This is a genomic window from Chelativorans composti (genome assembly GCF_039541695.1).
In the GTDB taxonomy this organism is placed as follows: Bacteria; Pseudomonadota; Alphaproteobacteria; order Rhizobiales; family Rhizobiaceae; genus Chelativorans; species Chelativorans composti.
This window is the reverse complement of record NZ_BAABGS010000020.1, coordinates 36161-57023: the sequence shown is the minus strand read 5'-3', so window position 1 is coordinate 57023 and position 20863 is coordinate 36161. Positions and strand designations below refer to the sequence as shown.

Here is a 20863-nt window from a genome sequence, read left to right as displayed (position 1 = left end):
GCAGCAATCCGCTCTGCGGAAAGACTGGAGGTGTAGATGGCCGACCTTGCCGCTGCGCAGGATCGCGCAGCCGCCGCACAAGGCGGAATCGTTTCCCGTTTTTTGAAAGCGACGGAACTCGATGTCAGGATGCTGGGCATGCTTTTTGCCATGGCGATCATCTGGCTCGGGTTTCATATACTCTCCGGCGGACTGTTTCTGACGCCGCGCAATCTGTGGAACCTGTCGGTTCAGTCCGCGTCCGTCGCGATCATGTCAGCCGGCATGGTGCTGATCATCGTCACGCGCAATATTGATCTGTCCGTCGGCTCGGTTCTAGGCTTCGTCGGCATGATCATGGGGGTCACGCAGGCGGAACTGCTTCCGTCGCTTTGGGGGTTCGATCATCCCGCGACCTGGATCGTGACGCTCGCGGCCGGTCTGGGTGTCGGAGCGCTGATCGGGGCACTGCATGGCTATGTGATCGCCCATCTCGGCGTTCCCGCCTTCATCGTCACGCTGGGCGGTCTTCTGGTTTGGCGCGGTGCCGCTTGGTGGGTCACCAGCGGACGCACGGTTGCTCCGCTCGACTCCACCTTCCGTCTGATGGGTGGTGGGGCCAATGGCGCAATCGGCGCAACCTGGAGCTGGATCGTCGGTGTGCTGGCCTGCGTGGCTCTCGTTCTTCTTCTTCTCAACGGGCGCAGGCAGCGCCGGCGTTTCAATTTCCCGCTTCGCCCGCTCTGGGCTGAGGTTCTTCTGGGCGCAATCGGTTCGGCGCTGATCCTCGGTGCCGTTGCCGTGGTGAACGCCTACCCGCTACCTCCGGCCATTGCCCGCCGCTACGCGGAGGAGCACGGCATACCCATTCCCGATGGCGGTCTGTTTATTTCGCATGGCATCGCCATCCCGGTGCTGATGGCCATCGGCGTCGGCGTCGTGGTCACGTTCCTTGCGCGGCGCACGCGCTTTGGCCGCTATGTCTTCGCCATCGGTGGCAATCCCGAGGCGGCTGAGCTTGCCGGCATCAACACCCGCTGGATCATCATGAAGATCTTCATCCTGATGGGTATTCTGGCGGCCATTTCGGCGGCGGTCTCGAGCGCCCGTCTCAATGCTGCGACCAATGCGATGGGCACCCTCGACGAGCTGCTGGTGATTGCGGCGGCGGTGATCGGTGGCACGTCGCTCAGCGGCGGCGTGGGCACGATTGCCGGTGCCATGATCGGCGCGGTGCTCATGCAGTCAATCGCCACGGGCATGATCCTGCTCGGTGTCGATACGCCCTTGCAGAACATCGTGGTCGGCATCGTCCTGGTGATAGCCGTCTGGCTCGACACCATGTACCGCAAGCGCGTGAAGGGATGACAGGAATGGTGGACATGAAACGTCATGGCGCGACGCCTGAAGCCGGGGCCGGAACCGTTCCGCTGGTTGAAATGCGGAACATTTCGATCTCGTTCGGCGGCATTCATGCGGTCAGCAACGTGTCGATCGACCTTTACCCGGGCGAAGTGGTGGCCCTGGTCGGACACAACGGTGCCGGCAAGTCGACGCTCATCAAGATTCTCTCGGGCGCCTACAAGCGGGACTCGGGCACAATCTTCGTGAACGGCGAGGAAGCGCACATCAACAATCCGCGCGACGCGAAGAGATACGGCATCGAAACCATCTACCAGACGCTGGCGCTGGCGGACAATGTCGACGCCGCCGCCAACCTCTTCCTCGGCCGCGAGATACTGACGCGCTGGGGCACGCTTGACGATGTGGCGATGGAAGCCGCTACCCGCAAGGTGATGGGGCGCCTGAACCCTCGCTTCCAGCGGTTCAAGGAACCGGTGAGCAGCCTCTCGGGCGGCCAGCGGCAGTCGGTGGCGATCGCCCGCGCGATTCTCTTCGATGCTCGCATCCTCATCATGGACGAGCCGACCGCTGCGCTCGGACCGCAGGAGACGGCGCAGGTCTCCGAGCTGGTGCGACAGCTGAAGAGCGAAGGGCTGGGAATCTTCCTCATCAGCCACGATATCCACGATGTGTTCGATCTCGCAGACCGTATCGTCGTGATGAAGAACGGTCAGGTGGTGGGAACCGCCCGGACAAGCGATGTCACCGAGGATGAGGTGCTGGGCATGATCATTCTCGGCAAGTGCCCGGTGGGCGCGGTGCCGGGACCGGGAGCCCTTCAGGTGGCGGCTGCCTGAGCCGCCCGGGCTCACGCAGCGCGAAGCCGGCATGTGCCCGCCGGCGAGTGCATTTCGATGGTAATCTGGTTGTTAGAACGGCAATCGGATTGCCGGGAGGTGGCCTGCGGCAGTCCGTGAATCCGGAGCCCTCCACGGAAACGGACCGCAGGCCGTCCTCCGAACGCTGTTCGTTACCCCGCGCGGCGGAAGAAGCCGAAAAGCAGGGATACCACGAGCAGCACGAGGAAAATGTAGAACAGTATCTGTGCGATACCTGCCGATGCGCCGGCAAGCCCGCCAAAGCCGAGGGCGCCGGCCACCAGCGCCACGACGAGAAACACCAGAACCCAATAGAGCATGTTTGCCTCCATGATGATGATGGAAGGCAACGTTTCTGTTCGAGAGTTCGTTCCGTGAACGGATTTGGTGGGAGTGTTGTACCGGAGAGAATGACCTGGCTTCTGCGCGTGAACGATGCCCCACGTCCATGCGTGACACCCCCATGCGTTGACTGGCTCGGCATGGGGGTGTGTGCAAAGGATCCAGAAGAATCCGGATCGATCAGGCGGCGGCCGCGCGGGCCTGGTGGTCGAAGAACAGCGCCTGGCTGATGAGGGCTTTCACCATGTCGGGATTGAACGGTTTCGTCACCAGGAATGCTGGTTCTGGCCGCTCGCCCGTCAGCAGCCGCTCGGGGAAGGCAGTGATGAAGATGACCGGAACCGGAGTCGTGACGAGGATCTCGTTGACGGCGTCGATCCCGGAGCTGCCATCGGCAAGCTGGATGTCCGCAAGGACCATGGACGGCTTCGTTCGTTCGAACAGTGCCGTGGCCTCGGTGTGCGTGCGGGCGATGCCAACCACGCGATGGCCGAGCCCCTCGACCATCGTCTGGATGTCGAGCGCGATCAGCGGCTCATCCTCGACGATCATTATGTCGGTGGCGACCTGTCGGGAGATTTCGTCGCTGGCTTCCTGCAGGAGTTGGTGAACGCGTTCCGTGCTCACGTCCAGCACCTGGGCTGTTTCCTCGATGCTGAAGCCCTCGACGGCCACCAGCAGGAAGGCTTGCCGCGGCTCGGGGGCAAGGGACGACAGATTGGCGGCCGTTCGCTGCTCCCAGGCGGTCGTGGGATGGATCGTGGGAACGCGAACATCAAATGTTCCAAACAGTTTCGTAAAGAGCCGGAAAAGAGCGATCCGGTCGTCGGGCAGGTCGGGAAAAATTGAAGTATCGGCGATCAGTGCCTCAAGCGTGGCTGCGACGAGCGCATCGCCACTGGTCTGGGAGCCGGAGACGGCCCTGGAGAATCTGCGGAGATAGGGCAGATGCGGGGCAATTCTCGCTGACAAACTCATGCTGGTTCCATCTCCATCGAAAGTTATGCGGCAGAATTATCCGCGCGCGAATACCCCAAACGTGGAACTGAAAAAAAAGTTCCGCAAGCTGGAACAATCTTTGGTGAAGCTCGTTAACGTTCAAATTTTTCGGAACGTGCTGGATTTTAATTTACAGCATCGAGGGCGAGAGCGATTGTGAGCGGTATGAACTACAAGAAACCGTGGAAAAACCGGGGACTTGGGCGGGATGATCGTGTCATCGACCCCTTGGGGACCAATTCCGAGATCGGACGGAAGCTCAAGCAGTATTACGACGAACTTCTGACGCCCGAAATCCCCGAACGTTTCAGCAAGTTGCTGCAGGAACTGGAACAGCTTGAGAAGCGCGAAACGGTGAACGAGGAGTAAGGGTATGACCGAGCCCCAGAGTTTCCGTGACGGGTTGCTCGCCGCGGTTCCCACCCTGCGCGCATTCGCAGTGTCTCTGGCCAAGAATTCGGATCGAGCCGACGATCTGGTCCAGGAGACTCTGGTCAAGGCCTGGGACAAGCAGGACAGTTTCCAGTCGGGCACGAACCTGAAGGCCTGGCTGTTCACGATCTTGCGCAACGAGTTCTACTCGCAGATGCGCAAGAAGCGGCGCGAGGTGGAGGACAGCGACGGCGTGATCACTGCCCGTCTGTCGGTCCATCCGGCACAGGACGGTTCGTCGGATCTCAACGACTTTCGGAAGGCCCTGGAGCTTTTGCCGGAAGACCAGCGCGAGGCGATCATTCTCATCGGCGCCTCGGGCTTTTCCTACGAAGAGGCTGCGGAGATCTGCGGTTGTGCCGTGGGCACCATCAAGAGCCGCGTGAGCCGCGCCCGCAACCGTCTGCAGGAAATTCTCGGCATCAAGGGGGAGGGGGATTTCGGTCCCGATGCGGTTTCCCTGCAGATAACGACCACCATTTCCGCCTGATACTTATGGGTTTATACCTGTAGCCGGCACATCTTGTGCCGGCAAATCTGTTTTTCGGCGAAAGTCGGGAACTGCAGGCTGGCATGGACGTTCACAAGGACAACTTTAGGGAGACCGGCCATGGCTACATCAGGCGCGAAGGCGACAGACGATCAGGACCGTTCAGCAGAAGCACAGGGTGCGGAACGCACCCTCGAAGAGGAGATCCGGCAGCTTCGGGAGGACGTGTCGCAGCTCTCGGATCATCTTCGCCGGATAAGCAACCGCTCGGTGAACGCGGCCCAGCGCGCCGCGAAGGAAGGCGCAGAACAGCTGCGGGGAACCGCGGAAGATTTTCAGGATGAGCTGGTGGGTCTGGTCCGCGAGAAGCCGCTGACGTCGATCGCGGTGGCGGCTGCGATAGGCTATCTGTTCGCCCTGATCGCTCACCGGTAAGGAGCCTGCGTGGTGGCTCAGCTACTGTCGCTCCTCCTGGCGGGCGAGGCATCCAGTCTCAAGCAGCGCCTGCGCATGAGCGTGATCGCCTATGCCCTTGCAGGCTTGGCGGCCCTCATGGCCGTGCTGTTTCTGTTCATCGCGCTGTATATCGCCGCGGCGCTGCGATGGGGCGCAATCGAAGCGGCTGTGGGATTTGCCGTCGCCTTTGCTGTCATCGTGGCAATCATCCTCGCTGTTCATCAGATGTACCTGCGGCAATATCGGCGGGAACTGGAACGCCGGCGCATGGAAAATGCGTCTCTCGCCGCCACCGCTTCCGCGATGGCGGTGATCCCGGCTCTGCTGGGCAAGAATAAGAAGGTCACCGGGGCAGGGGTGGGCGCAGCCACACTTATCCTGGCGGCAATTGCTGGTTACGCGGCATATCGCCAGTTCGAGCAGCGGAGCAGGAAAGATGGATGAAGATCGCACGAGGCGTGATGCCCGGAATGCCGAGCCTCCTGGCGGACGGGAATTCCCGGCCCGGCAGGCACGACAGGGCCGCAAGGGGGTTCCGGTCCTCTGGGTCCTCATAGGTGGCCTGGTCCTGGCCGCCGTCGTTTGGGCTCTGGTGGAGTTCTACGGCGAGGGCATTCAGGATGAGAGCCGGGAGATCGACGCCGGCGGCCCCTCCGTTGGCGAGACGGCGCCGCAGGATCCATCCGCGCTTCCACCCGCCGGGCAGAACTGATCGCCTCGTACGATCCTCATTTCCACACGGACCTGATATCGAGAGGCCGGACGCGAAAGCGGACCGGCCTCTTCATTGCGCTGGTGCGTGGCACCGCGCTTGGCAAAGCGCGCATTGTTATCGCCAATGTCAATGATTGCCGGAACCCATCCGGATACGGCGCGTTAGGCGTGAGGTGGCCGCACACCGAATGTCTCTGTCAGGATCCAAGGGATGTGCGGCCATGTACAGATCAACTGCACATGGAGATACTAACATGATTCGCAAGCTCTTGGCGACCACCGCGATCACCGCATTTCTGGCCGGTGGCGCACTGGCGCAAACAACGACCCCGCCGGTAGGCGATGCCCCCGCTGCGACCGGGACCGAACGGCCCATGGTTGTCCATGCGGACGGCCACCTCGCGACCAATCTGATGGGGCAAAATGTCTATAACAGCACGGGCGATGATGCCGAGAACATTGGCGAGGTTGTCGATCTTGTTATTGGCGAACAGGGCAATGTGGATGCCGTTGTGGTTGGCGTAGGCGGGTTCCTCGGGATTGGTCAGAAGGACGTGGCCCTCGAATACGATCTGGTGGAATGGGATGAGCAGTCGGATGGCACCGTCCGCGTGGTTGTGCCGACCACCAAGGAAGCCCTGGAGACACAGGAAGCCTTCGATCGCTCGGCCTTCAAGCCGATGCCTGCCGACGCTCAGGTCGGAAAGACGACGCCCGTGACCAAGTCGGACCTCGATACCACGGCCTCTGACACGACCGACCGGCCTGCAGCCGAAGCCGACACCAACACCGCAATGAGCGACACGCCGTCTGCTGCCGACGCTCCGGCGGCGTCCGATGCACCGCCGGCTGTGGCGGTTGCGCCTTCGACCGATCCAACCACGACTTCTGCAACGTCGAATTCCGATGATGCACGGGTTACGGCCGTCGATCGTTCGACCTTGAGTGAAGTTCCGGAGGACCAGATCTCCGCCGATACGCTGATCGGCACCACGGTCTACGGCATGAATGACGAGAACATCGGCGAGATCAACGATGTGATCCTTTCGGGCGAAGGCAATGTCGACGCCGTCATCGTGGACGTGGGCGGTTTCCTTGGCATCGGCGAGAAGTCCGTTGCCGTCTCGATGGAAAACCTGAAGTTCCTGGCCGATGAGGATGGCGATCGCTACCTCTACACGCAGTTCACCAAGGATCAGCTGGAAGCTCAGCCCGAGTATGACGAAGCGTCCTACGCTAACGAGCGCGATCGGATGCTGCTGAACGTGCAGTAACTGTCCGATTGAATGTCTGACGTTCCTTGGCCCCGGGGAAACCCGGGGCTTTTTCATTGGGGAACCCAAGGCTCTCTCCACGATGGGGAAGGTGATGAAGGGTCATCGTTTGCAATAAATCTATTCTTGGAGTGATTTCGGGTGTATTGTTTTTGCTTATTGTTGAAAGTATCCGGTCTTGCGAAAAGTCTGGATGAAGAATTGCCGCCGCCATGCTGGAATAGTCATCACGGGTTTGCAAATTCTGTTCTTTTGAGGTCGTAAGATGCCGTCGATCAGTTCCTATGCGTATTTTCACAAATCAGCCCCGGATGATGCTCCACTCCTGGTTCTTTTCCATGGAACGGGGGGTGACGAGCACCAGCTTGTGCCGCTGGCGGACAAGATTCTGCCCGACGCCGAGCTTCTGTCACCGCGCGGTGACGTGAGCGAGCACGGTGCTGCCCGCTTCTTCAGGCGCACGGGTGAAGGGCGTTACGACATGGACGATCTGGCCCGGGCCACCGGCAAGATGACGGCTTTCCTGAAAGCCCATATCGATGTTCTCGATCCGCCCGCGGTGATCGGGGTGGGCTACTCCAATGGCGCCAACATCCTCGCCTCGGTTATCTTCGCGGAGCCGGACCTGTTCGATGCAGCCGTTCTCATGCATCCGCTGGTTCCATTCCGCCCGCGCGAGAACATCAAGACGAAAATCCTCGTGACCGCGGGTCAGAATGACCCTATCTGTCCTGTTGAGATGACCTCCTCCCTTGTGACGAACCTGGTAAGGGTTGCCGCGTCCGTCGAGGTGTTCTGGCATGCCGGAGGACACGAGCTTCGTTCCGAAGAGGTGGCGTCGGCGAGAAGTTTCCTCGCAAGATACAGGATGAAGGTTGATGCGTGAGAACGAGCCGATTGAAATTGAGCTTGAGGAGCGTGGAGCCAGCGCGGGACGCTACGTTTACCGTCGCGATGGCCTCGAGGCCGAGCTGACCTTCACGAGGGAAGTTCCCCATGAGATCAGGGTGAACCATACCTTTGTTCCCCAGGAGTGGCGCAACAAGGGCATTGCGGCCCAGCTGGTGCTCCGCGTGGTGGAGGACGCCCGCAGGCAGGGCTTCAAGATCAGGCCGATCTGCCCCTATGTCGTTGTTGCCTTCCGCCGGCATCCGGAGTGGGCGGACGTCCTGGCCTGACGTCGGGCTGTTGGCGACGCTGCCGGTGGAGGCCCGGCTGGCTGAACCTCCGCGGCGGCGCAAGGGCCTCCCACTTCGCTTCCTATTGGCGCGACCCCGGGGTTCCGTCTGTATCTTGTGGGCGCGAACCGACGCGGGGAGATGATTTCGGCAGATTGTTTGCCTCCATGACATGTTCGTGATGTCATTTCGGCCCGTTGTGGGGCTTACGCCTCGTCTTCGCCTCTATTAGTGTTATCTTAAAGAGGAGGGTGGAAGGGTTTCGCCCCTCTGGAAGGCGAACGCATATGCAGGATTTCCATATCTCAGACGCTCGCATGCGCGGCCTTGGGGCAAGGCTTTCGCGCACGCGCGCGGTGGTATGGACCGTCATTGCCGTCGAGCGGCTGTGGCCGCTGTTTCTGCCGATTGCCGTCATCATCAGCCTGTTCCTGAGCCTGTCCTGGCTGGGCGTGTTCCGCCTGCTGCCCGATTGGGGCCGGTTTGCCTTGTTGGGCGTGCTGGCGCTGGGCCTTCTGGCCTCGCTCGTGCCCTTCCGCAAGTTTCGCCTGCCTTCGTCCCCCGATGTGGACCGCCGCATCGAAACCGCAAACCGGCTCGAGCATGCGCCGCTGCTGACCCAGACCGATCGTCTCGCCGCTGCGGCCGACGATCCGTTCGCCCGCGCCCTGTGGCTCGAGCACCAGAAGCGGATGGCCGAAAGGCTGTCGCGTCTGCAGGGTGACCTTCCGCGTACCGACATTCCGGAGCGGGATCCCTATGCTCTTCGGGCTGCTGCCGCGCTGCTCTTCGTCGTCGCCGCCGCCTACGCGACGGGACCACAGAGCGGCAGCGTGCTGGATGCTTTCCGCGCCCCGGTCTCCACCTCTGCTCATGTCGCGGCGAGAATTGACGCCTGGGTGACGCCTCCGCCCTACACAGGCCGGCCTCCCATATTCCTGACGGCCGACGCGAATCGCGAGAAGACCGAGTTTCTGGTTCCAGAAAACAGCACCTTTTCGGTCCGCATCAGCAATGGATCGGGGGGCGAGGCTCTGACGGTCACGAAATCCGCGGACGGTCAGTCCGTCGGAGTCGAATCTGGAGAGGAAAACGGCGTTGTCCAATTCGCCCATGTGATTGATGGCGACAGCGTGGTTGAACTCTCCGACGGCTCCCGGACCCTGTTTTCCTGGAGTTTCCGCACTATTGAGGACCGCCCGCCGGTGATCCGCTTTGAGGGTGAGCCCCGGCGCGCGGCCAACGGCGCATTGGAGCTTTCCTATTTCGTCGAGGACGATTACGGGGTGACGAAGGCGGAGGCCCGTTTCAGGCTGGCCGATGAAGATCCGAATGTCCGCCCCCTCTATGGGGCGCCGGAAGTGCCGCTTCCGCTGCCGCGCCGCTCGAGCAAGGACAATGTCGCGAAGACCTCCAAGGATCTGACCCAACACCCGTGGGCAGGCAGGGACGTGGACCTGACCCTCTTCGCCACGGACGCTGCCGAACAGGTGGCCGAAAGCGAGACGAAGAGGTTCACGCTCCCCGAACGTCCGTTCACCAACAGTCTCGCCCGCGCGCTGGTGGAACAGCGTCAGGTTCTGGCCCTCGACGCCAACAGGAAGCCGCGCGTGAAGGCGATGATGGACGCGGTGCTGCTGTGGGCGGACGAGATGATCGCCAACCCCGCGCATTTCCTTCTGATCTCGTCGATCCGCTCCCGCCTGGACATCGCCCGCACCGACGACGCTCTCCGCGGCGTCGTCGACGACCTCTGGGAGATCGCGCTCATCATCGAGGATGGCGATCTGACGGCCGCGGAGCGGCGTCTTCGCGATGCCCAGGAAGCGCTGCGGCAGGCGCTGGAGAACGGCGCCACCGACGAGGAACTGCAGCGCCTCATGGATGAACTGCGCGCGGCCATGCGCGACTTCCTGCGCGAGTTTGCCGAGCGCGCCCTTCAGAACCAGGACAGTCTGGCCGAGATCCCGGAAGGCCAGATGATGGACCAGATGGATCTGGAACGCCTTCTGGATCAGCTGGAGGATCTGGCCCGGTCCGGCGCGCGCGAGCAGGCGCAGGAACTGCTGTCCCAGCTCCAGAACCTTATGAACAACCTGCAGGCTGGCCGTCCGCAGCAGGGCCAGGATGACTCCATGCAGTCACAGATGCGCCAGCAGATGGACCAGCTAGGCGAGATCATGCGCCAGCAGCAGGAACTGTTGAACGAAACCTTCCGCATGAACCGTGAACAGCAGGGTCAGCAAGGTCAGCAAGGTCAACAGGGCCAGCGCGGCCAGCAGGGCCAGCGGGGGCGGCAAGGTCAACAGGGCCAGCAGGGTCAGCAGGGTCAGCAGGGCGAAGGTGGTCAGCAGGGTCAGGGCATGACGGCCGAGGAACTGGCCGAGGCGCTGCGTCAACTCCAGCAGCGGCAGGGCCAGCTGCGCGACCAGCTGCAGGACCTTACCGAGGCGCTGCGTGATCTCGGCATCCAGCCGGGCGAGGGCTTCGGCGAGGCTGGTGAGGCCATGGGCGAAGCCGAGGGCGCGCTTGGCGAGGGCGAGGGTGAGCGGGCTACCGGCGAACAGGGCCGCGCTCTGGAAGCCTTGCGCCGCGGAGCGCAGGACATGATGCAGCAGATGCAGCAGGCAATGGAGGGCCAGCAAGGCAACCAGCCCGGACAGCAGGGTCAGCGTGCAGGCCGTGTCGAGAGGGATCCGCTTGGCCGTCCGCGCGCTACCACCGGACCGGACTTCGGCAGCGATGTGGAGATTCCGGACGAGATCGACACGCAGCAGGCCCGGCGCATCCTCGACGCCATCCGCCGCCGTCTAGGAGATGCCCTCACGCCTCAGTTGGAGCGCGAATACCTCGAACGTCTTCTCGACATGCGCTGACGTGAGCGCCTTCAGGCTTTCCGGCTACTGGCAGGTGTATCACGCAAGCCATGGGCTTCCGTGTGTTCGGAGCGCCGCCGACACGTCGGAAGGCCGCGCGTCAGATCGGCGGGATCGTGCCGAGGGGAATGAAGCCCAGGAAGACGTTGCCCCGGACGATCCTCAATTCCACCGTCGCGTTGCCCAATGCGGTCAGCATTCCGGTGGCAGACCGGATGGGATCGGCCGCCGAGGGAAAGACATCGGCCAGAATCCTGGCGGTGCCGACCGGGTCGTCCACCTTGATCCTGAGCTGTCCGGTGAGATACCCGTCCCGGTCCACCTCCATCGGTCCGCTCAGGGAGATGGCGGCCTTTTTCCCGACCACACCGATTACCATCTCCTCGATCTGACCCTTGTGACCGCGCAGGTCGAGGTTCCGGTTCTCGAGCATGCTCACGCCGTCGTTGACGAGCACCATAGCCCGGCCTTCGAGTGCTGGGATGTTGGGAGCGACCCCGTCGGTGATGACCAGGTCATGAAAAGTGGTGGCGAGTTCGAGATCCTGCTCCACCTGCCGTGCATGCAGCTCCCCCGCGCTCATCTGCGCGACGGGCCCATCCTCGGCGTCATCGGGGAACAGCTGGATGTTCGAGCCGGCGATCGACACGCGCGACGGCAGTGGCCGATCGAGCTGCGCACTGAGACCAAGCTCCTTCCACCGCAGGTTCAGCTGCGGCAGGAATGGCAACATCAGCGTCACGGGACTTTCGACCTTCACGACGACATGCTGCGGGTTATAAATGTTGGCGGCGGTTTCAGCCGCCTCCGCCCGAAAGGATACGCCTTCCTTCACGTCCTCATAGAAGACGCTGCGGCAGCGGACGCCAAGTCGGAACGGATAGCCGTGGATCTCCGGTTCTTCGCAGTTTGCGCGCACGCCATTCTGGTTCGCGTGCAAGAGGGCGGCAGCCACCCGCTCGTTGAGCTCGCCAGCCAAATAATACCATATTCCGGTGTAAATCAGCCCAGCGACGACGATCACTCCGGACAGCCAAAGGGCTCGTCGGGTGTAGTTTGGTCCTTGTGCAGGGCTTGACGGCATGAGTGTCCCCTCGCTAGGCGAATCGCTGGCTTTCCTGGCAGCAAGAGTAAGAACGCAATGAACGATTTTTGGGTCTTTGGCTATGGCTCTCTGATGTGGCGGCCGGGATTTGCCCATCTGGAAGCCCAGAAGGCACGCGTTTACGGCTACAGAAGGGCACTGTGCATATATTCACACGTCCACCGCGGAACGCCAACCCGTCCCGGCCTTGTGCTGGGACTGGACCGGGGTGGCTCATGCGTGGGAATGGCCTTCCGCGTGGCTGGTGAGGCCCGCGAGGAAGTGATCGCCTATCTGCGCGAGCGTGAGCTCGTCACCAATGTCTACAGGGAACGCTATCTTCCCGTCATTCTGGCAGGGGGAGCGACGGTGGACGCGGTCGCCTATGTCGTGGACCGAACCCATCCGCAATACGCCGGGGCTCTCCATGCGGATCAGGCCGCGGCTTTCATTTCGGGAGCGGTCGGGCAGGCGGGACCGAATGAGGACTATGTCTTCAACACGGTGGAGCACCTTCGCGCCCTCGGCATCCGAGACCACTGGCTGGAGGAGGTAGCCGCCCGCCTCAAGCGTGAGCCGGAGCGTGGCCCCGTGCCCGTCCCTGTCTGACGGCAGGCCCTGACGGGTACACTCCGGTTCTGGCTCCCTCAGTTCGTTTGTGCCGGCACGTTTACCCCGAGCTCGGCAAGGCGGGCGCGCGCCGTTTCGGGGAGCGGTGGAGGGTTGGCACCTGTTGCTGCCTCGACAAGTAGCTCGTCGCATGCCGTTTCCGTGTCCCGGATGAGCCGCTCACGGAATTCTTCTTTCGAGAGGCCGGGCGGGATGGGCGGCAGCACGCGCGCCTTCAGCATGCCGGGGAAGCGCATGAATTTGCGGCGGGGCCAGTAGAGGCCCGCCACGTGTGCGATCGGCACGACCGGCACGTTGAGCTGCGAGTAAAGCTCGATGATGCCGTACTTGTAGACCGGCTCCGCCCCTGGCGGACGGCGCGTGCCTTCGGGATAGATGATCAGCTGGCGGCCCTCCTTCATCTTTTCGCGGCCCTGTGTAACCGCCTGGCGCAGCGCCTTGGAACCCGAGCCGCGGTCGATGGCGATCATCCCCATCTTCTTGAGGTACCAGCCGAACAGCGGGATCAGCATCAGTTCCCGTTTCAGGATGTAGAGCGGATCTTCGATGTGGGGGAGGAAGGCGAACGTATCCCAGAACGACTGGTGCTTCGGCGCGATGATGCAGGGGCCGGGAGGAATGTTCTCGACGCCGGTGATCTCGAACTTCGTTCCGGCGAGCACCCTGTGCAGCCACACGCTTGAACGCGACCAGTTCTTGATGATCGTCCACGCCATTTTCCGCGGCAGCAGAAAATAGGGCAGCAGGACGATCATGTGGACGATCATGTTCAGGTAGAATGCGGTGTTGAAGAGCAGCGAGCGAAGGAAGAGCATGCGTGTGTCGAACTCCGGCTATCACCTCCTGCTGGTTACCCCATCATCCGGAATTCGCAAGCCCGTCTCGTGCGAAAAGCGACAGGACCGCACAGCGCATGTGCGGCCACGCGGCATTCTCTCCAGCCGCAGCGAGCGCGGATGAGAGCCCGGTGGAGCTCGTCTGCCAGCCCTGGCAGTTTGCTTTCGCGGTTCCGGGCGGGAAACCGGTCTCCACTGCCTTGGAGCCGTGGCTAGTACTTCATCTGGATCTGCAGGTTCACCGGCTTGGAGCCCACCGTAAAGGCCGCGTCCTTGAAGCTCGGCGGACCGAAGCTGATGGACGGATTGTTCGAGAAGCCCACGCCCTGCTTGGGACGGCCGAAGAGACCGGTCTGCAATGCTGTCTCGTTGTGCTCCGCATGGAACAGCGCGACGGCATAGGTTCCGGGCGGTACGTCGCCGAAGGAACACTGTGACCGGCCCTGCGAGATCTGTCCGATCGCCTGCCTGGTTTCCTTTCCCGGCACGCGGAAGCCATCCGGACTGGAATAAAGCCCGCACCGCACCACGCCCTGATTGTTGCGAACGCCCGTTACCGTCACCGTGACCGTGCCGGCCAATGCGACCGATGAGAAACCGGCCGCAAGCAGCACGGCAAGCGAGATCCTGCCAGGAAGTCTGTTAAGCACGCTGCCCCTCATGAGTTTCCGTAAAGCTCGTGTTCCGTGACCGGCGCATCCACCTGCGCCGTGCCTTCCCGCCGTGCGCGCGTGCGCGCGGAGAACATGCTGCCGCGCGCCTGATGTTCGGGCGCGAATTTCCTGAAGCCAAGGCGCTGCGGCATGTTGACCGCGACGGTTTCCATGCCGCCACCCATGAAATAGGCCTCGTGCCAGAAGCCGGTGCCGCGCGTGTCCTTGACATAGGTCTGCACCACTCCCGGTGCGCGCCCGAGCGTGCCCAGGTCTCGAGGCTTTCGAAATCCTTCCAGTACTGGCGCATGCCCATGTGGAGCGGGAAGAGGGAGTAGATGATCCAGTCGTTGGCCAGCAGGCCGGGCGGCGGTTTGTCGATGACGGCCTGGATCTTGGACCGGAAGCTGAGGAGCGTGGGCAGCCCCCGCAACGAATTCACCCGCATTCCGAGATAAATGACGACGAGGTCGGGATAACCCGACAAATCGACGGTGTGCCGCTCCATGTCCCCCTCCGCACCGGCCATGCTGATACTTAGCCAGTTAATGCAGTGTGCAAAAAGTTCCGGTTTCGTCAAGAAACCGGCTCTCCGAGATGTGGTTGGATGCTGAAGAGGATGGGGCGGACACCGCCCTTGGGCGAATGATCGAGTGATGGCCAGCATGCCGGCGAGGGCGGCTGGCCGTTGCAGCCGGTATCAGGAGTGCCCGCGGGCTTCCGCTGCAAAAAGCTTGTAGGAGTGCGTGGCCTGTTCCGGCAGGGCCGTCCGCACCAATGCGGCGACGTACTTCACGTATTCCGTCGTCAGAACGCGGAAAGCGTCCGCATCCCTGATCCACGCGGTGCCGGTCAGAGGCGTGTTCACCACGGGATATGCCTTGAGTTCCGCGTTAGGCAGGATACGGCGCATTTCGAGCAGGCTGCGCGGCATGTGGTAGTTGTTCGTTACCACGATGATGCTGCGGAACGTGTTGGCGTTCGCCCACTTGGCGCTCTCCTCGGCATTGCCGATTGTATTGAGCGCGACGCGGTCGATGTCCACGCAGCAGTTGAACAGCGAGGTGTCTCCGCCGGTGACCCTGCTGAGATCGTTGACCCCTGCGGCCGGGTGTACGCCGCTGATGAGAAGCCGCTTGGCCTTTCCCGCCTTGAGCAGACTGAGGCCCGCATCGATGCGGGATGTGCCGCCGGTCAGCACCACGATGCCGTCCGCATCCGGGACTTCCGCGGGGGTTTCGAGGCTGGCGACGTGATCGACGAACACGAGGAATCCGGTCAGAAAGGCGAAGATGGCCAGACCGCAGATGGCAGTGCCGAGACGGCAAAGGGACCGCGCGCGGAGCCAGGCTCGCGATCTTTCGTCTACCCGAACATGTGCCATCTGAACCATGATGATATTTCTAACTCAAAATTCTAGCGGAGGGATAAGCGGCAACGGCCCCTGCGACAAAAATCGTTACACGCTGATTTGCCATGTGAGCTTTCGACCCGGTTAAGCCTCGATCCGCCGCAGATAGGTTATAACCGTAAAATGCGATGTAACCGCGGCAAGGATGGCGATAAGCACGACGATGATCGCCACCCCGGCATAACCGGACGCGCCGATGGAGAAGTTCCCGAACAGGGCCGAGGCCTGGTCGCCTTCCGGCGTTCCGAGGTTGCGGGAGGACCACCAGGAAAAAGCTACGAACACGATGACTGCGGCGATGCCTCCGCCGATGGCGCCCCGCAGGCCCGAGACGAGGAAATGGCGCCTGAATTCCCGCGCGATGAACGGCGCTTGCGCCCCTACGAAATGAAGCACCTCGATGACATGGAGATTGCCTGCCATGGCCCCGCGCGTGGCGAAAATGACGGTAAGCGCGGTCGCCGACAGCGTGAGAGCGAGGACTGCCACGCCGATGGTGACGGTCGTGTTGGCCATGGCCACCAGCCGGTCCACCCAGGTCCGGTGATCGTCGAGGATCGCTTGGGGCACCGTCTGCTTCAGTTCCTCGCGCATGGACTCGAAGTCCGGCGGCGAGGTCGGGTCGATCGTCACGATGACGAGGCGCGGCACGGGCAGCGTTTCAAGGTCCAGTCCCGATCCGAGCCACGGCTCCAGCAGGCGTACCGTTGCCGCCAGGTCAACGATCGTGGCCGAACGCACGCCCGCATAGGTCGAGGCGACCCGCTGGGCTTTCGCCAGAGCCTCCTCCATGTCGAAATCGTCACCCGGCTTGATCTGGATGGTAGCCTCTCGCGAGATCTGCGTCTGCCAGGTCGTGGCTGTGTCGCGCACCAGCGTGACGGCCCCGAGCGTCAGGCATGAAAGAAAGGTCATGATGGCGATGACCAGCACCATTGCGCGCGATGCCACGTTGTCGCGCGGCACGATCGGGCTTTGCGTGCGGCCGAACTGCCGCGCGGCGCGACCGGCGAGCCCGCCGCCGATGATGCGGATTTGGCTGAGGAATCCCGTGCGGCGGACCGAGCTAGTCATAGATTTCCAGCCTTCCCTCGGACAGGACCATGCGTCGCGCGTCCACCTGGTCCATCAGGCCCAGGTCGTGGGTGGCGATCACCACCGCGGTTCCCATGCGGTTGAGCTCGATGAACAGGCGGAGGAGCCGGCGCGCCAGCAGAGGATCCACGTTACCGGTGGGCTCGTCCGCCAGCAGGATCCGGGGCTGTTCGACCAACGCCCGGGCGATGGCCGCGCGCTGTTTCTCTCCGCCCGACAGCACCTGCGGGTAGACGTGCATCCGGTCGCCGAGACCCACCCATTTCAGGAGCTCGATGACATCGTTGCGATAGGTGGATTCGTCGCGTCCGCGCACGCGCAGCGGCAGCGCGACGTTCTCGTAGGTGGTGAGGTGGTCCAGCAACCGGAAGTCCTGGAACACCATGCCGATGTTGCGGCGAATCAGCGGGAGTTCTTCCCGCGTGATACGCGAGCGGTCCTTGCCGAAAATGGTGATCAGCCCGCGCGTCGGCTTGAGCGACATGAACAGCAGGCGCAGCAGGGTCGTCTTGCCGGTGCCCGACGGCCCGGTCAGAAACTGGAACGAACGCTCCGGGATGCGGAAGGAGATGTCTCGAAGGATCTCCGGGCCCATCCCGTACCTGAGGCCTACATTCTCGAAACGTATCACGGAAACGCCATCAATCCGGTTCTGGCTGCAGCAATTGCCTGAAGCCGTTGTTGGGACATTCGGCCCTTATGGTTAACGTCCGCTTAACACGGCGGACAGGTCCCCGAAAGAACCATGCGGCCTTCGCCTGCATCCGGCGCGCCAGCTGATGCCGGGGCCGGGGAGAAATGTCGATGTTCATGCCGCGCTGACTTGTAAACCGTTGCCTTTTTGTGGCACCGCATTATCGCATAAGTATGGTGCAGAAAGTTCATGGAGGCTTTGGAGAGACATGGCTGTAGTTCGCGGCAAGGATATCGAGGTTCTGTATTCGGCCTCCATGATCGCCAGGCGCAATCTGGAGCTGGCAAAGCAGGTGGCTGAGCGCGAGTATGACAACCTGCTGGTCATTTCCATTCTCAAGGGCTCGTTCATCTTCGCCGCTGACTTGATCCGCGCCATGTATGACGCGGGCATCTCGCCCGAGGTCGAGTTCATGATGATCTCCAGCTATGGCGCCGGCACCACCAGCGGCGAGATCAAGGTTCTGCGCGACATCGACAACGATGTCGCGGGCCGTGACATTCTGCTCATCGACGACATCCTGGAATCCGGCAAGACGTTGAAGTTTGTCCGCGACCTGATGCTTTCGCGGGGCGCGAAGTCGGTCTCGATCGCGGTGCTTCTGGACAAGCGCAGCCGTCGCCAGACGGATATTGAGGCGGATCACGTCGGTTTCGAGTGCCCGGATTATTTCGTGGTCGGTTACGGTATGGACGTCGCCCACGCATTCCGCGAGCTACCGTTCGTCGGCGTTGTTCGCGGCGATGCTTAACGGAATCTGGACGGCATTAACGGTCGCTAAAATCTAGAGAAATCAGGATATTACGCCGTCCCGGGATCACGGATGCGGAAGCGACGGCAGCTTCCGGCGGGGGATGTCCACCGCGCAACCGTTTGTTCACTTTGCCAGTTCAGCGAACCGTAACGTGTAGGTGCGAAGGTCCGCTCATGGCTAAGTTACTTGTTGTCGAAGACGATATCTCTGTACGCTCCTTCGTGGCTCGCGCGCTGATTGCCTCCGGATTTACGGTAGAGACAGCGGAAGACGGGCTCGACGGGTTGAACAAGATCATGGAAGCAGCAGGCGCCTATGACCTGGTGCTTTCCGATATCCGCATGCCCGCGATGGACGGCATCGAGATGGCCCGCCACGTTGCCAAGGCCTTCCCGCATCTGCGGCTGATGCTGATGACCGGCTATGCCGACCAGCGCGAGAGGGCGGTGGAGCTGGACGGCACGGTTCGCGCGGTCGTCAACAAACCCTTCACACTGATGGAACTGCGCGAGCGCGTGTCGCAGGTGCTGGCGGCTTGAGAATTTGCCGGGCGGGAAGGGGAACCGCGTCCCGTTCCGGGCCATTGCCATGAGCCCTGCGCCCGGAGGAAGAAACCCCGCCCATCCGTTGGACGGCGGGGGCAAGGTCTTACCCTTCTGCGTCGGCCGGTGCCGCGCTTTTCTCCTGCACGACCTGGCGCCCGAAGTCGGGGGCGGCCACGTCCTGGCCGGCATCGATGATTGATCGCCGGATCGCGCGCGTGCGGGTGAACAGGTTGAACAGCGTCTCCCCGTCGCCCCAGCGGATCGCGCGTTGCAGCGCCGACAGATCCTCCGAGAACCGCGCCAGCATCTCCAGGATCGCATCCTTGTTGTGCAGGCAGATGTCTCTCCACATGGTCGGGTCGGATGCCGCCAGTCGCGTGAAATCGCGGAAGCCGGACGCGGAATATTTGATCACCTCCGACTGGGTGACTGTCTCCAGATCATCCGCCGTGCCGACGATGTTGTAGGCGATGATGTGCGGCAGGTGCGAGACGATCGCCAGAACCTTGTCGTGATGGTCGGGGTCCATGGTATCGACGCGCGAGCCGCAGGCTTCCCAGAAACGGCTGAGTTTCTGCACCGCCTCGTCGCTCGCCCTGCCGATCGGCGTGAGGATGCACCAGCGGTTGCGGAACAGCTCGGCGAAGCCGGCGTCCGGGCCCGAATGCTCCGTGCCAGCGATGGGATGGCCGGGCACGAACTCGATGGTATCGGGCAGGACCGGCGCCATCTGCTGGATGACCGAACGCTTGGTCGAACCCACGTCGGTGACGATCGCGCCGGGCTTCAGCGCCGGCGCGATTTCGGCGGCGACCTGGCCGCAGGCGCCCACGGGCACGCACACGATGACGAGATCTGCGTCGCGAACCGCCTCTGCAGCACTGGAATAATAGTCGTCGCCAAGGTTGAGCTCCCGCGCGCGGTTCAGCGTTTCCTCGCGGCGGGTGTTGACGATGATCGTATTTGCCAGGTTTTCGCGGCGGATCACGCGCGCCAGCGAAGAGCCGATAAGGCCGATGCCGATCAGCGCGACCTTATTGAAGAGGGGTTCACTCACAAATCACCTGTTCAGGAATTCGCGCAGCGCGTCCACCACGCCGCGGTTTGCTTCTTCCGGTCCGATTGTCATGCGAAGGGCGTTCGGGAAGCCGTAGCCGCGAACCTGGCGCAGGATGTAACCGCGCGAGCACAGGAACTCGTCCGCCTCCGCCGCCCGCTTGCCGTCCTGATCCGGAAAATGGATCAGCAGGAAGTTGGTGACGGACGGCGTCACGCGCAGGCCCAGCTTGGTCAGCTCCTCGGTCAGCCAGTCCTTCCACTTGAGATTATACTCCAACGCGTTCTGCACGTGGGCACGGTCGCGCATCGCCGCAGCGCCCGCCTCGATGGCAAGCGCGTTGACATTGAACGGGCCGCGCACGCGGTTGAGCGCGTCGATGACATGCGCCGGGCCGTAAAGCCAGCCGATACGCAGGGCGGCGAGGCCGTGGATCTTCGAGAACGTGCGGGTCATCACCACGTTGTCCCACGAGGATACCAGCTCGAGGCCCGCCTCGTAATCGTTCTTGCGGACGTATTCCGCGTAGGCGGCATCGATCACCAGCAGCACGTTCTTCGGCAGTCCGGCATGCAGCCGGCGCACTTCCTCGGCCGGAATGTAGGTGCCGGTCGGGTTGGCGGGGTTGGCGAGGTAGACGAGCCGGGTCTTGTCCGTCACGGCCGCAAGGATCGCGTCCACGTCCACCGTCTCGTTTTTCTCCTTCACGACCACGGGCACGCCGCCTGCCGCCATGATCTGGATCTTGTAGACCAGGAAGCCGTGCTCGGTGATGATGCCCTCGTCGCCGGGCTGCAGATAGGTATGCGCCAGGAGTCCGAGCAGTTCGTCGGAACCGTTCGAGCAGATGATGTTGGCCGGGTTGAGGCCGTGTACTTCCGCGATGGCATCGCGAAGCTTGCGCGCGTCGCCGTCCGGATAGATCTCCAGACGGTCCGTTACCGCGGCGATGGCCTCCCTCGCCTTGGGGGAGGGCCCAAGCGGCGTTTCGTTGGACGAAAGCTTCCAAACCTTCGCCACGCCCTCGACAGTTTCCCTGCCTGGCACGTAGGCGGCGATATCCATGACACCCGGTCGGGGTTGCGGACGGTCAAGTGTATTCATCATCAGATCCATTGCTTCGGCGCCAATGCTTTATCCCA

The 20863-nt window shown here is 62.4% G+C and carries 25 protein-coding genes and 1 pseudogene; 14 read left to right on the top strand and 12 right to left on the bottom strand.

Annotated elements, in window-relative coordinates; translation table 11 throughout:
* Positions 1-36 precede the first annotated feature (36 nt).
* Positions 37-1347, top strand: a complete 1311-nt coding sequence (locus tag ABD906_RS07705; RefSeq protein ID WP_345098922.1) for a sugar ABC transporter permease — start codon at positions 37-39, stop codon at positions 1345-1347.
* A gap of 5 nt (positions 1348-1352) precedes the next feature.
* Positions 1353-2180, top strand: a complete 828-nt coding sequence (locus ABD906_RS07700; protein ID WP_345098921.1) for an ATP-binding cassette domain-containing protein — start codon at positions 1353-1355, stop codon at positions 2178-2180.
* Between the two features lie 173 nt (positions 2181-2353).
* Here ABD906_RS07700 and ABD906_RS07695 read toward each other — a convergent pair whose 3' ends face one another.
* Both ABD906_RS07695 and ABD906_RS07690 read right to left on the bottom strand, forming a co-directional pair.
* Positions 2354-2521, bottom strand: a complete 168-nt coding sequence (locus ABD906_RS07695; protein WP_345098920.1) for a DUF1328 family protein — start codon at positions 2519-2521, stop codon at positions 2354-2356.
* Between the two features lie 202 nt (positions 2522-2723).
* The gene (locus ABD906_RS07690; protein ID WP_345098919.1) at positions 2724-3521 is read right to left on the bottom strand and encodes a response regulator; all 798 of its coding nucleotides are present in this window, start codon (positions 3519-3521) and stop codon (positions 2724-2726) included.
* A 186-nt stretch (positions 3522-3707) separates the two neighbouring features.
* Here ABD906_RS07690 and ABD906_RS07685 point away from each other — a divergent pair, with 186 nt between their 5' ends.
* The 9 genes from ABD906_RS07685 (at position 3708) to ABD906_RS07645 (ending at position 10962) form a co-directional block, all read left to right on the top strand.
* The gene (locus tag ABD906_RS07685) at positions 3708-3911 is read left to right on the top strand and encodes a NepR family anti-sigma factor (protein ID WP_345098918.1); all 204 of its coding nucleotides are present in this window, start codon (positions 3708-3710) and stop codon (positions 3909-3911) included.
* Positions 3912-3915: 4 nt separating this feature from the next.
* Positions 3916-4464: a sigma-70 family RNA polymerase sigma factor gene (locus ABD906_RS07680; protein WP_345098917.1), complete on the top strand. Its 549-nt coding sequence runs from the start codon at positions 3916-3918 to the stop codon at positions 4462-4464.
* Between the two features lie 120 nt (positions 4465-4584).
* A complete protein-coding gene (locus ABD906_RS07675; RefSeq protein WP_345098916.1) occupies positions 4585-4899 on the top strand; it encodes a hypothetical protein in 315 nt (104 codons plus the stop codon).
* A gap of 75 nt (positions 4900-4974) precedes the next feature.
* Positions 4975-5364: a hypothetical protein gene (locus ABD906_RS07670; RefSeq protein WP_345098915.1), complete on the top strand. Its 390-nt coding sequence runs from the start codon at positions 4975-4977 to the stop codon at positions 5362-5364.
* Entirely contained in the window at positions 5357-5632 is a 276-nt protein-coding gene (locus ABD906_RS07665) for a hypothetical protein (protein ID WP_345098914.1), read from the top strand. Before ABD906_RS07670 ends, ABD906_RS07665 begins: the two co-directional genes overlap by 8 nt.
* Before the next feature lie 256 nt (positions 5633-5888).
* Complete coding sequence (locus ABD906_RS07660) at positions 5889-6908, top strand: PRC-barrel domain-containing protein (RefSeq protein ID WP_345098913.1); 1020 nt, start codon at positions 5889-5891, stop codon at positions 6906-6908.
* A gap of 265 nt (positions 6909-7173) precedes the next feature.
* Positions 7174-7794 carry an alpha/beta hydrolase gene (locus ABD906_RS07655; RefSeq protein WP_345098912.1) on the top strand — a complete coding sequence of 207 codons (621 nt, stop codon included), beginning with the start codon at positions 7174-7176 and terminating at the stop codon, positions 7792-7794.
* Positions 7787-8086 (top strand): GNAT family N-acetyltransferase, encoded by a 300-nt coding sequence (locus tag ABD906_RS07650; protein ID WP_345098911.1) that lies wholly within the window; start codon positions 7787-7789, stop codon positions 8084-8086. The genes ABD906_RS07655 and ABD906_RS07650 overlap by 8 nt, the downstream gene beginning before the upstream one ends.
* A 287-nt stretch (positions 8087-8373) precedes the next feature.
* Positions 8374-10962 carry a TIGR02302 family protein gene (locus ABD906_RS07645; RefSeq protein WP_345098910.1) on the top strand — a complete coding sequence of 863 codons (2589 nt, stop codon included), beginning with the start codon at positions 8374-8376 and terminating at the stop codon, positions 10960-10962.
* A 100-nt stretch (positions 10963-11062) separates the two neighbouring features.
* Here ABD906_RS07645 and ABD906_RS07640 read toward each other — a convergent pair whose 3' ends face one another.
* Complete coding sequence (locus ABD906_RS07640) at positions 11063-11986, bottom strand: DUF2125 domain-containing protein (protein WP_345098909.1); 924 nt, start codon at positions 11984-11986, stop codon at positions 11063-11065.
* Between the two features lie 117 nt (positions 11987-12103).
* On the opposite strand from ABD906_RS07640, the gene ABD906_RS07635 reads away from it, so the two are divergent.
* Complete coding sequence (locus tag ABD906_RS07635) at positions 12104-12655, top strand: gamma-glutamylcyclotransferase (RefSeq protein ID WP_345098908.1); 552 nt, start codon at positions 12104-12106, stop codon at positions 12653-12655.
* A gap of 38 nt (positions 12656-12693) precedes the next feature.
* On the opposite strand, the gene ABD906_RS07630 is transcribed toward ABD906_RS07635, so the two are convergent.
* The 7 genes and pseudogenes from ABD906_RS07630 to ftsE all read right to left on the bottom strand — a co-directional run bounded on the left by ABD906_RS07630 (position 12694) and on the right by ftsE (position 17302).
* Complete coding sequence (locus ABD906_RS07630) at positions 12694-13491, bottom strand: lysophospholipid acyltransferase family protein (protein WP_345098907.1); 798 nt, start codon at positions 13489-13491, stop codon at positions 12694-12696.
* Between the two features lie 233 nt (positions 13492-13724).
* Complete coding sequence (locus tag ABD906_RS07625) at positions 13725-14162, bottom strand: DUF2141 domain-containing protein (protein WP_345098906.1); 438 nt, start codon at positions 14160-14162, stop codon at positions 13725-13727.
* 8 nt (positions 14163-14170) lie between these two features.
* Complete coding sequence (locus tag ABD906_RS07620) at positions 14171-14407, bottom strand: hypothetical protein (protein WP_345099077.1); 237 nt, start codon at positions 14405-14407, stop codon at positions 14171-14173.
* Between the two features lie 29 nt (positions 14408-14436).
* Positions 14437-14613: pseudogene (locus ABD906_RS07615) on the bottom strand (DUF4188 domain-containing protein); the annotation flags it as partial.
* 252 nt (positions 14614-14865) lie between these two features.
* The gene (locus ABD906_RS07610) at positions 14866-15558 is read right to left on the bottom strand and encodes a YdcF family protein (RefSeq protein ID WP_345098905.1); all 693 of its coding nucleotides are present in this window, start codon (positions 15556-15558) and stop codon (positions 14866-14868) included.
* Between the two features lie 102 nt (positions 15559-15660).
* Positions 15661-16650 (bottom strand): cell division protein FtsX, encoded by a 990-nt coding sequence (locus ABD906_RS07605; protein ID WP_345098904.1) that lies wholly within the window; start codon positions 16648-16650, stop codon positions 15661-15663.
* Positions 16643-17302, bottom strand: coding sequence for a cell division ATP-binding protein FtsE (ftsE, locus tag ABD906_RS07600; RefSeq protein WP_345098903.1), 660 nt, complete (start codon positions 17300-17302; stop codon positions 16643-16645). Before ftsE ends, ABD906_RS07605 begins: the two co-directional genes overlap by 8 nt.
* Before the next feature lie 271 nt (positions 17303-17573).
* On the opposite strand from ftsE, the gene hpt reads away from it, so the two are divergent.
* Together hpt and ABD906_RS07590 are read left to right on the top strand one after the other, a co-directional pair.
* A complete protein-coding gene (hpt, locus tag ABD906_RS07595) occupies positions 17574-18116 on the top strand; it encodes a hypoxanthine phosphoribosyltransferase (protein ID WP_345098902.1) in 543 nt (180 codons plus the stop codon).
* A 176-nt stretch (positions 18117-18292) separates the two neighbouring features.
* Complete coding sequence (locus tag ABD906_RS07590) at positions 18293-18658, top strand: response regulator (RefSeq protein ID WP_345098901.1); 366 nt, start codon at positions 18293-18295, stop codon at positions 18656-18658.
* A 109-nt stretch (positions 18659-18767) separates the two neighbouring features.
* On the opposite strand, the gene ABD906_RS07585 is transcribed toward ABD906_RS07590, so the two are convergent.
* Together ABD906_RS07585 and hisC are read right to left on the bottom strand one after the other, a co-directional pair.
* Positions 18768-19721: a prephenate/arogenate dehydrogenase family protein gene (locus ABD906_RS07585; protein ID WP_345098900.1), complete on the bottom strand. Its 954-nt coding sequence runs from the start codon at positions 19719-19721 to the stop codon at positions 18768-18770.
* A 3-nt stretch (positions 19722-19724) separates the two neighbouring features.
* On the bottom strand, positions 19725-20825 hold the full coding sequence (gene hisC, locus ABD906_RS07580; protein ID WP_345099068.1) for a histidinol-phosphate transaminase: 1101 nt from the start codon (positions 20823-20825) through the stop codon (positions 19725-19727).
* Positions 20826-20863: the final 38 nt, after the last annotated feature.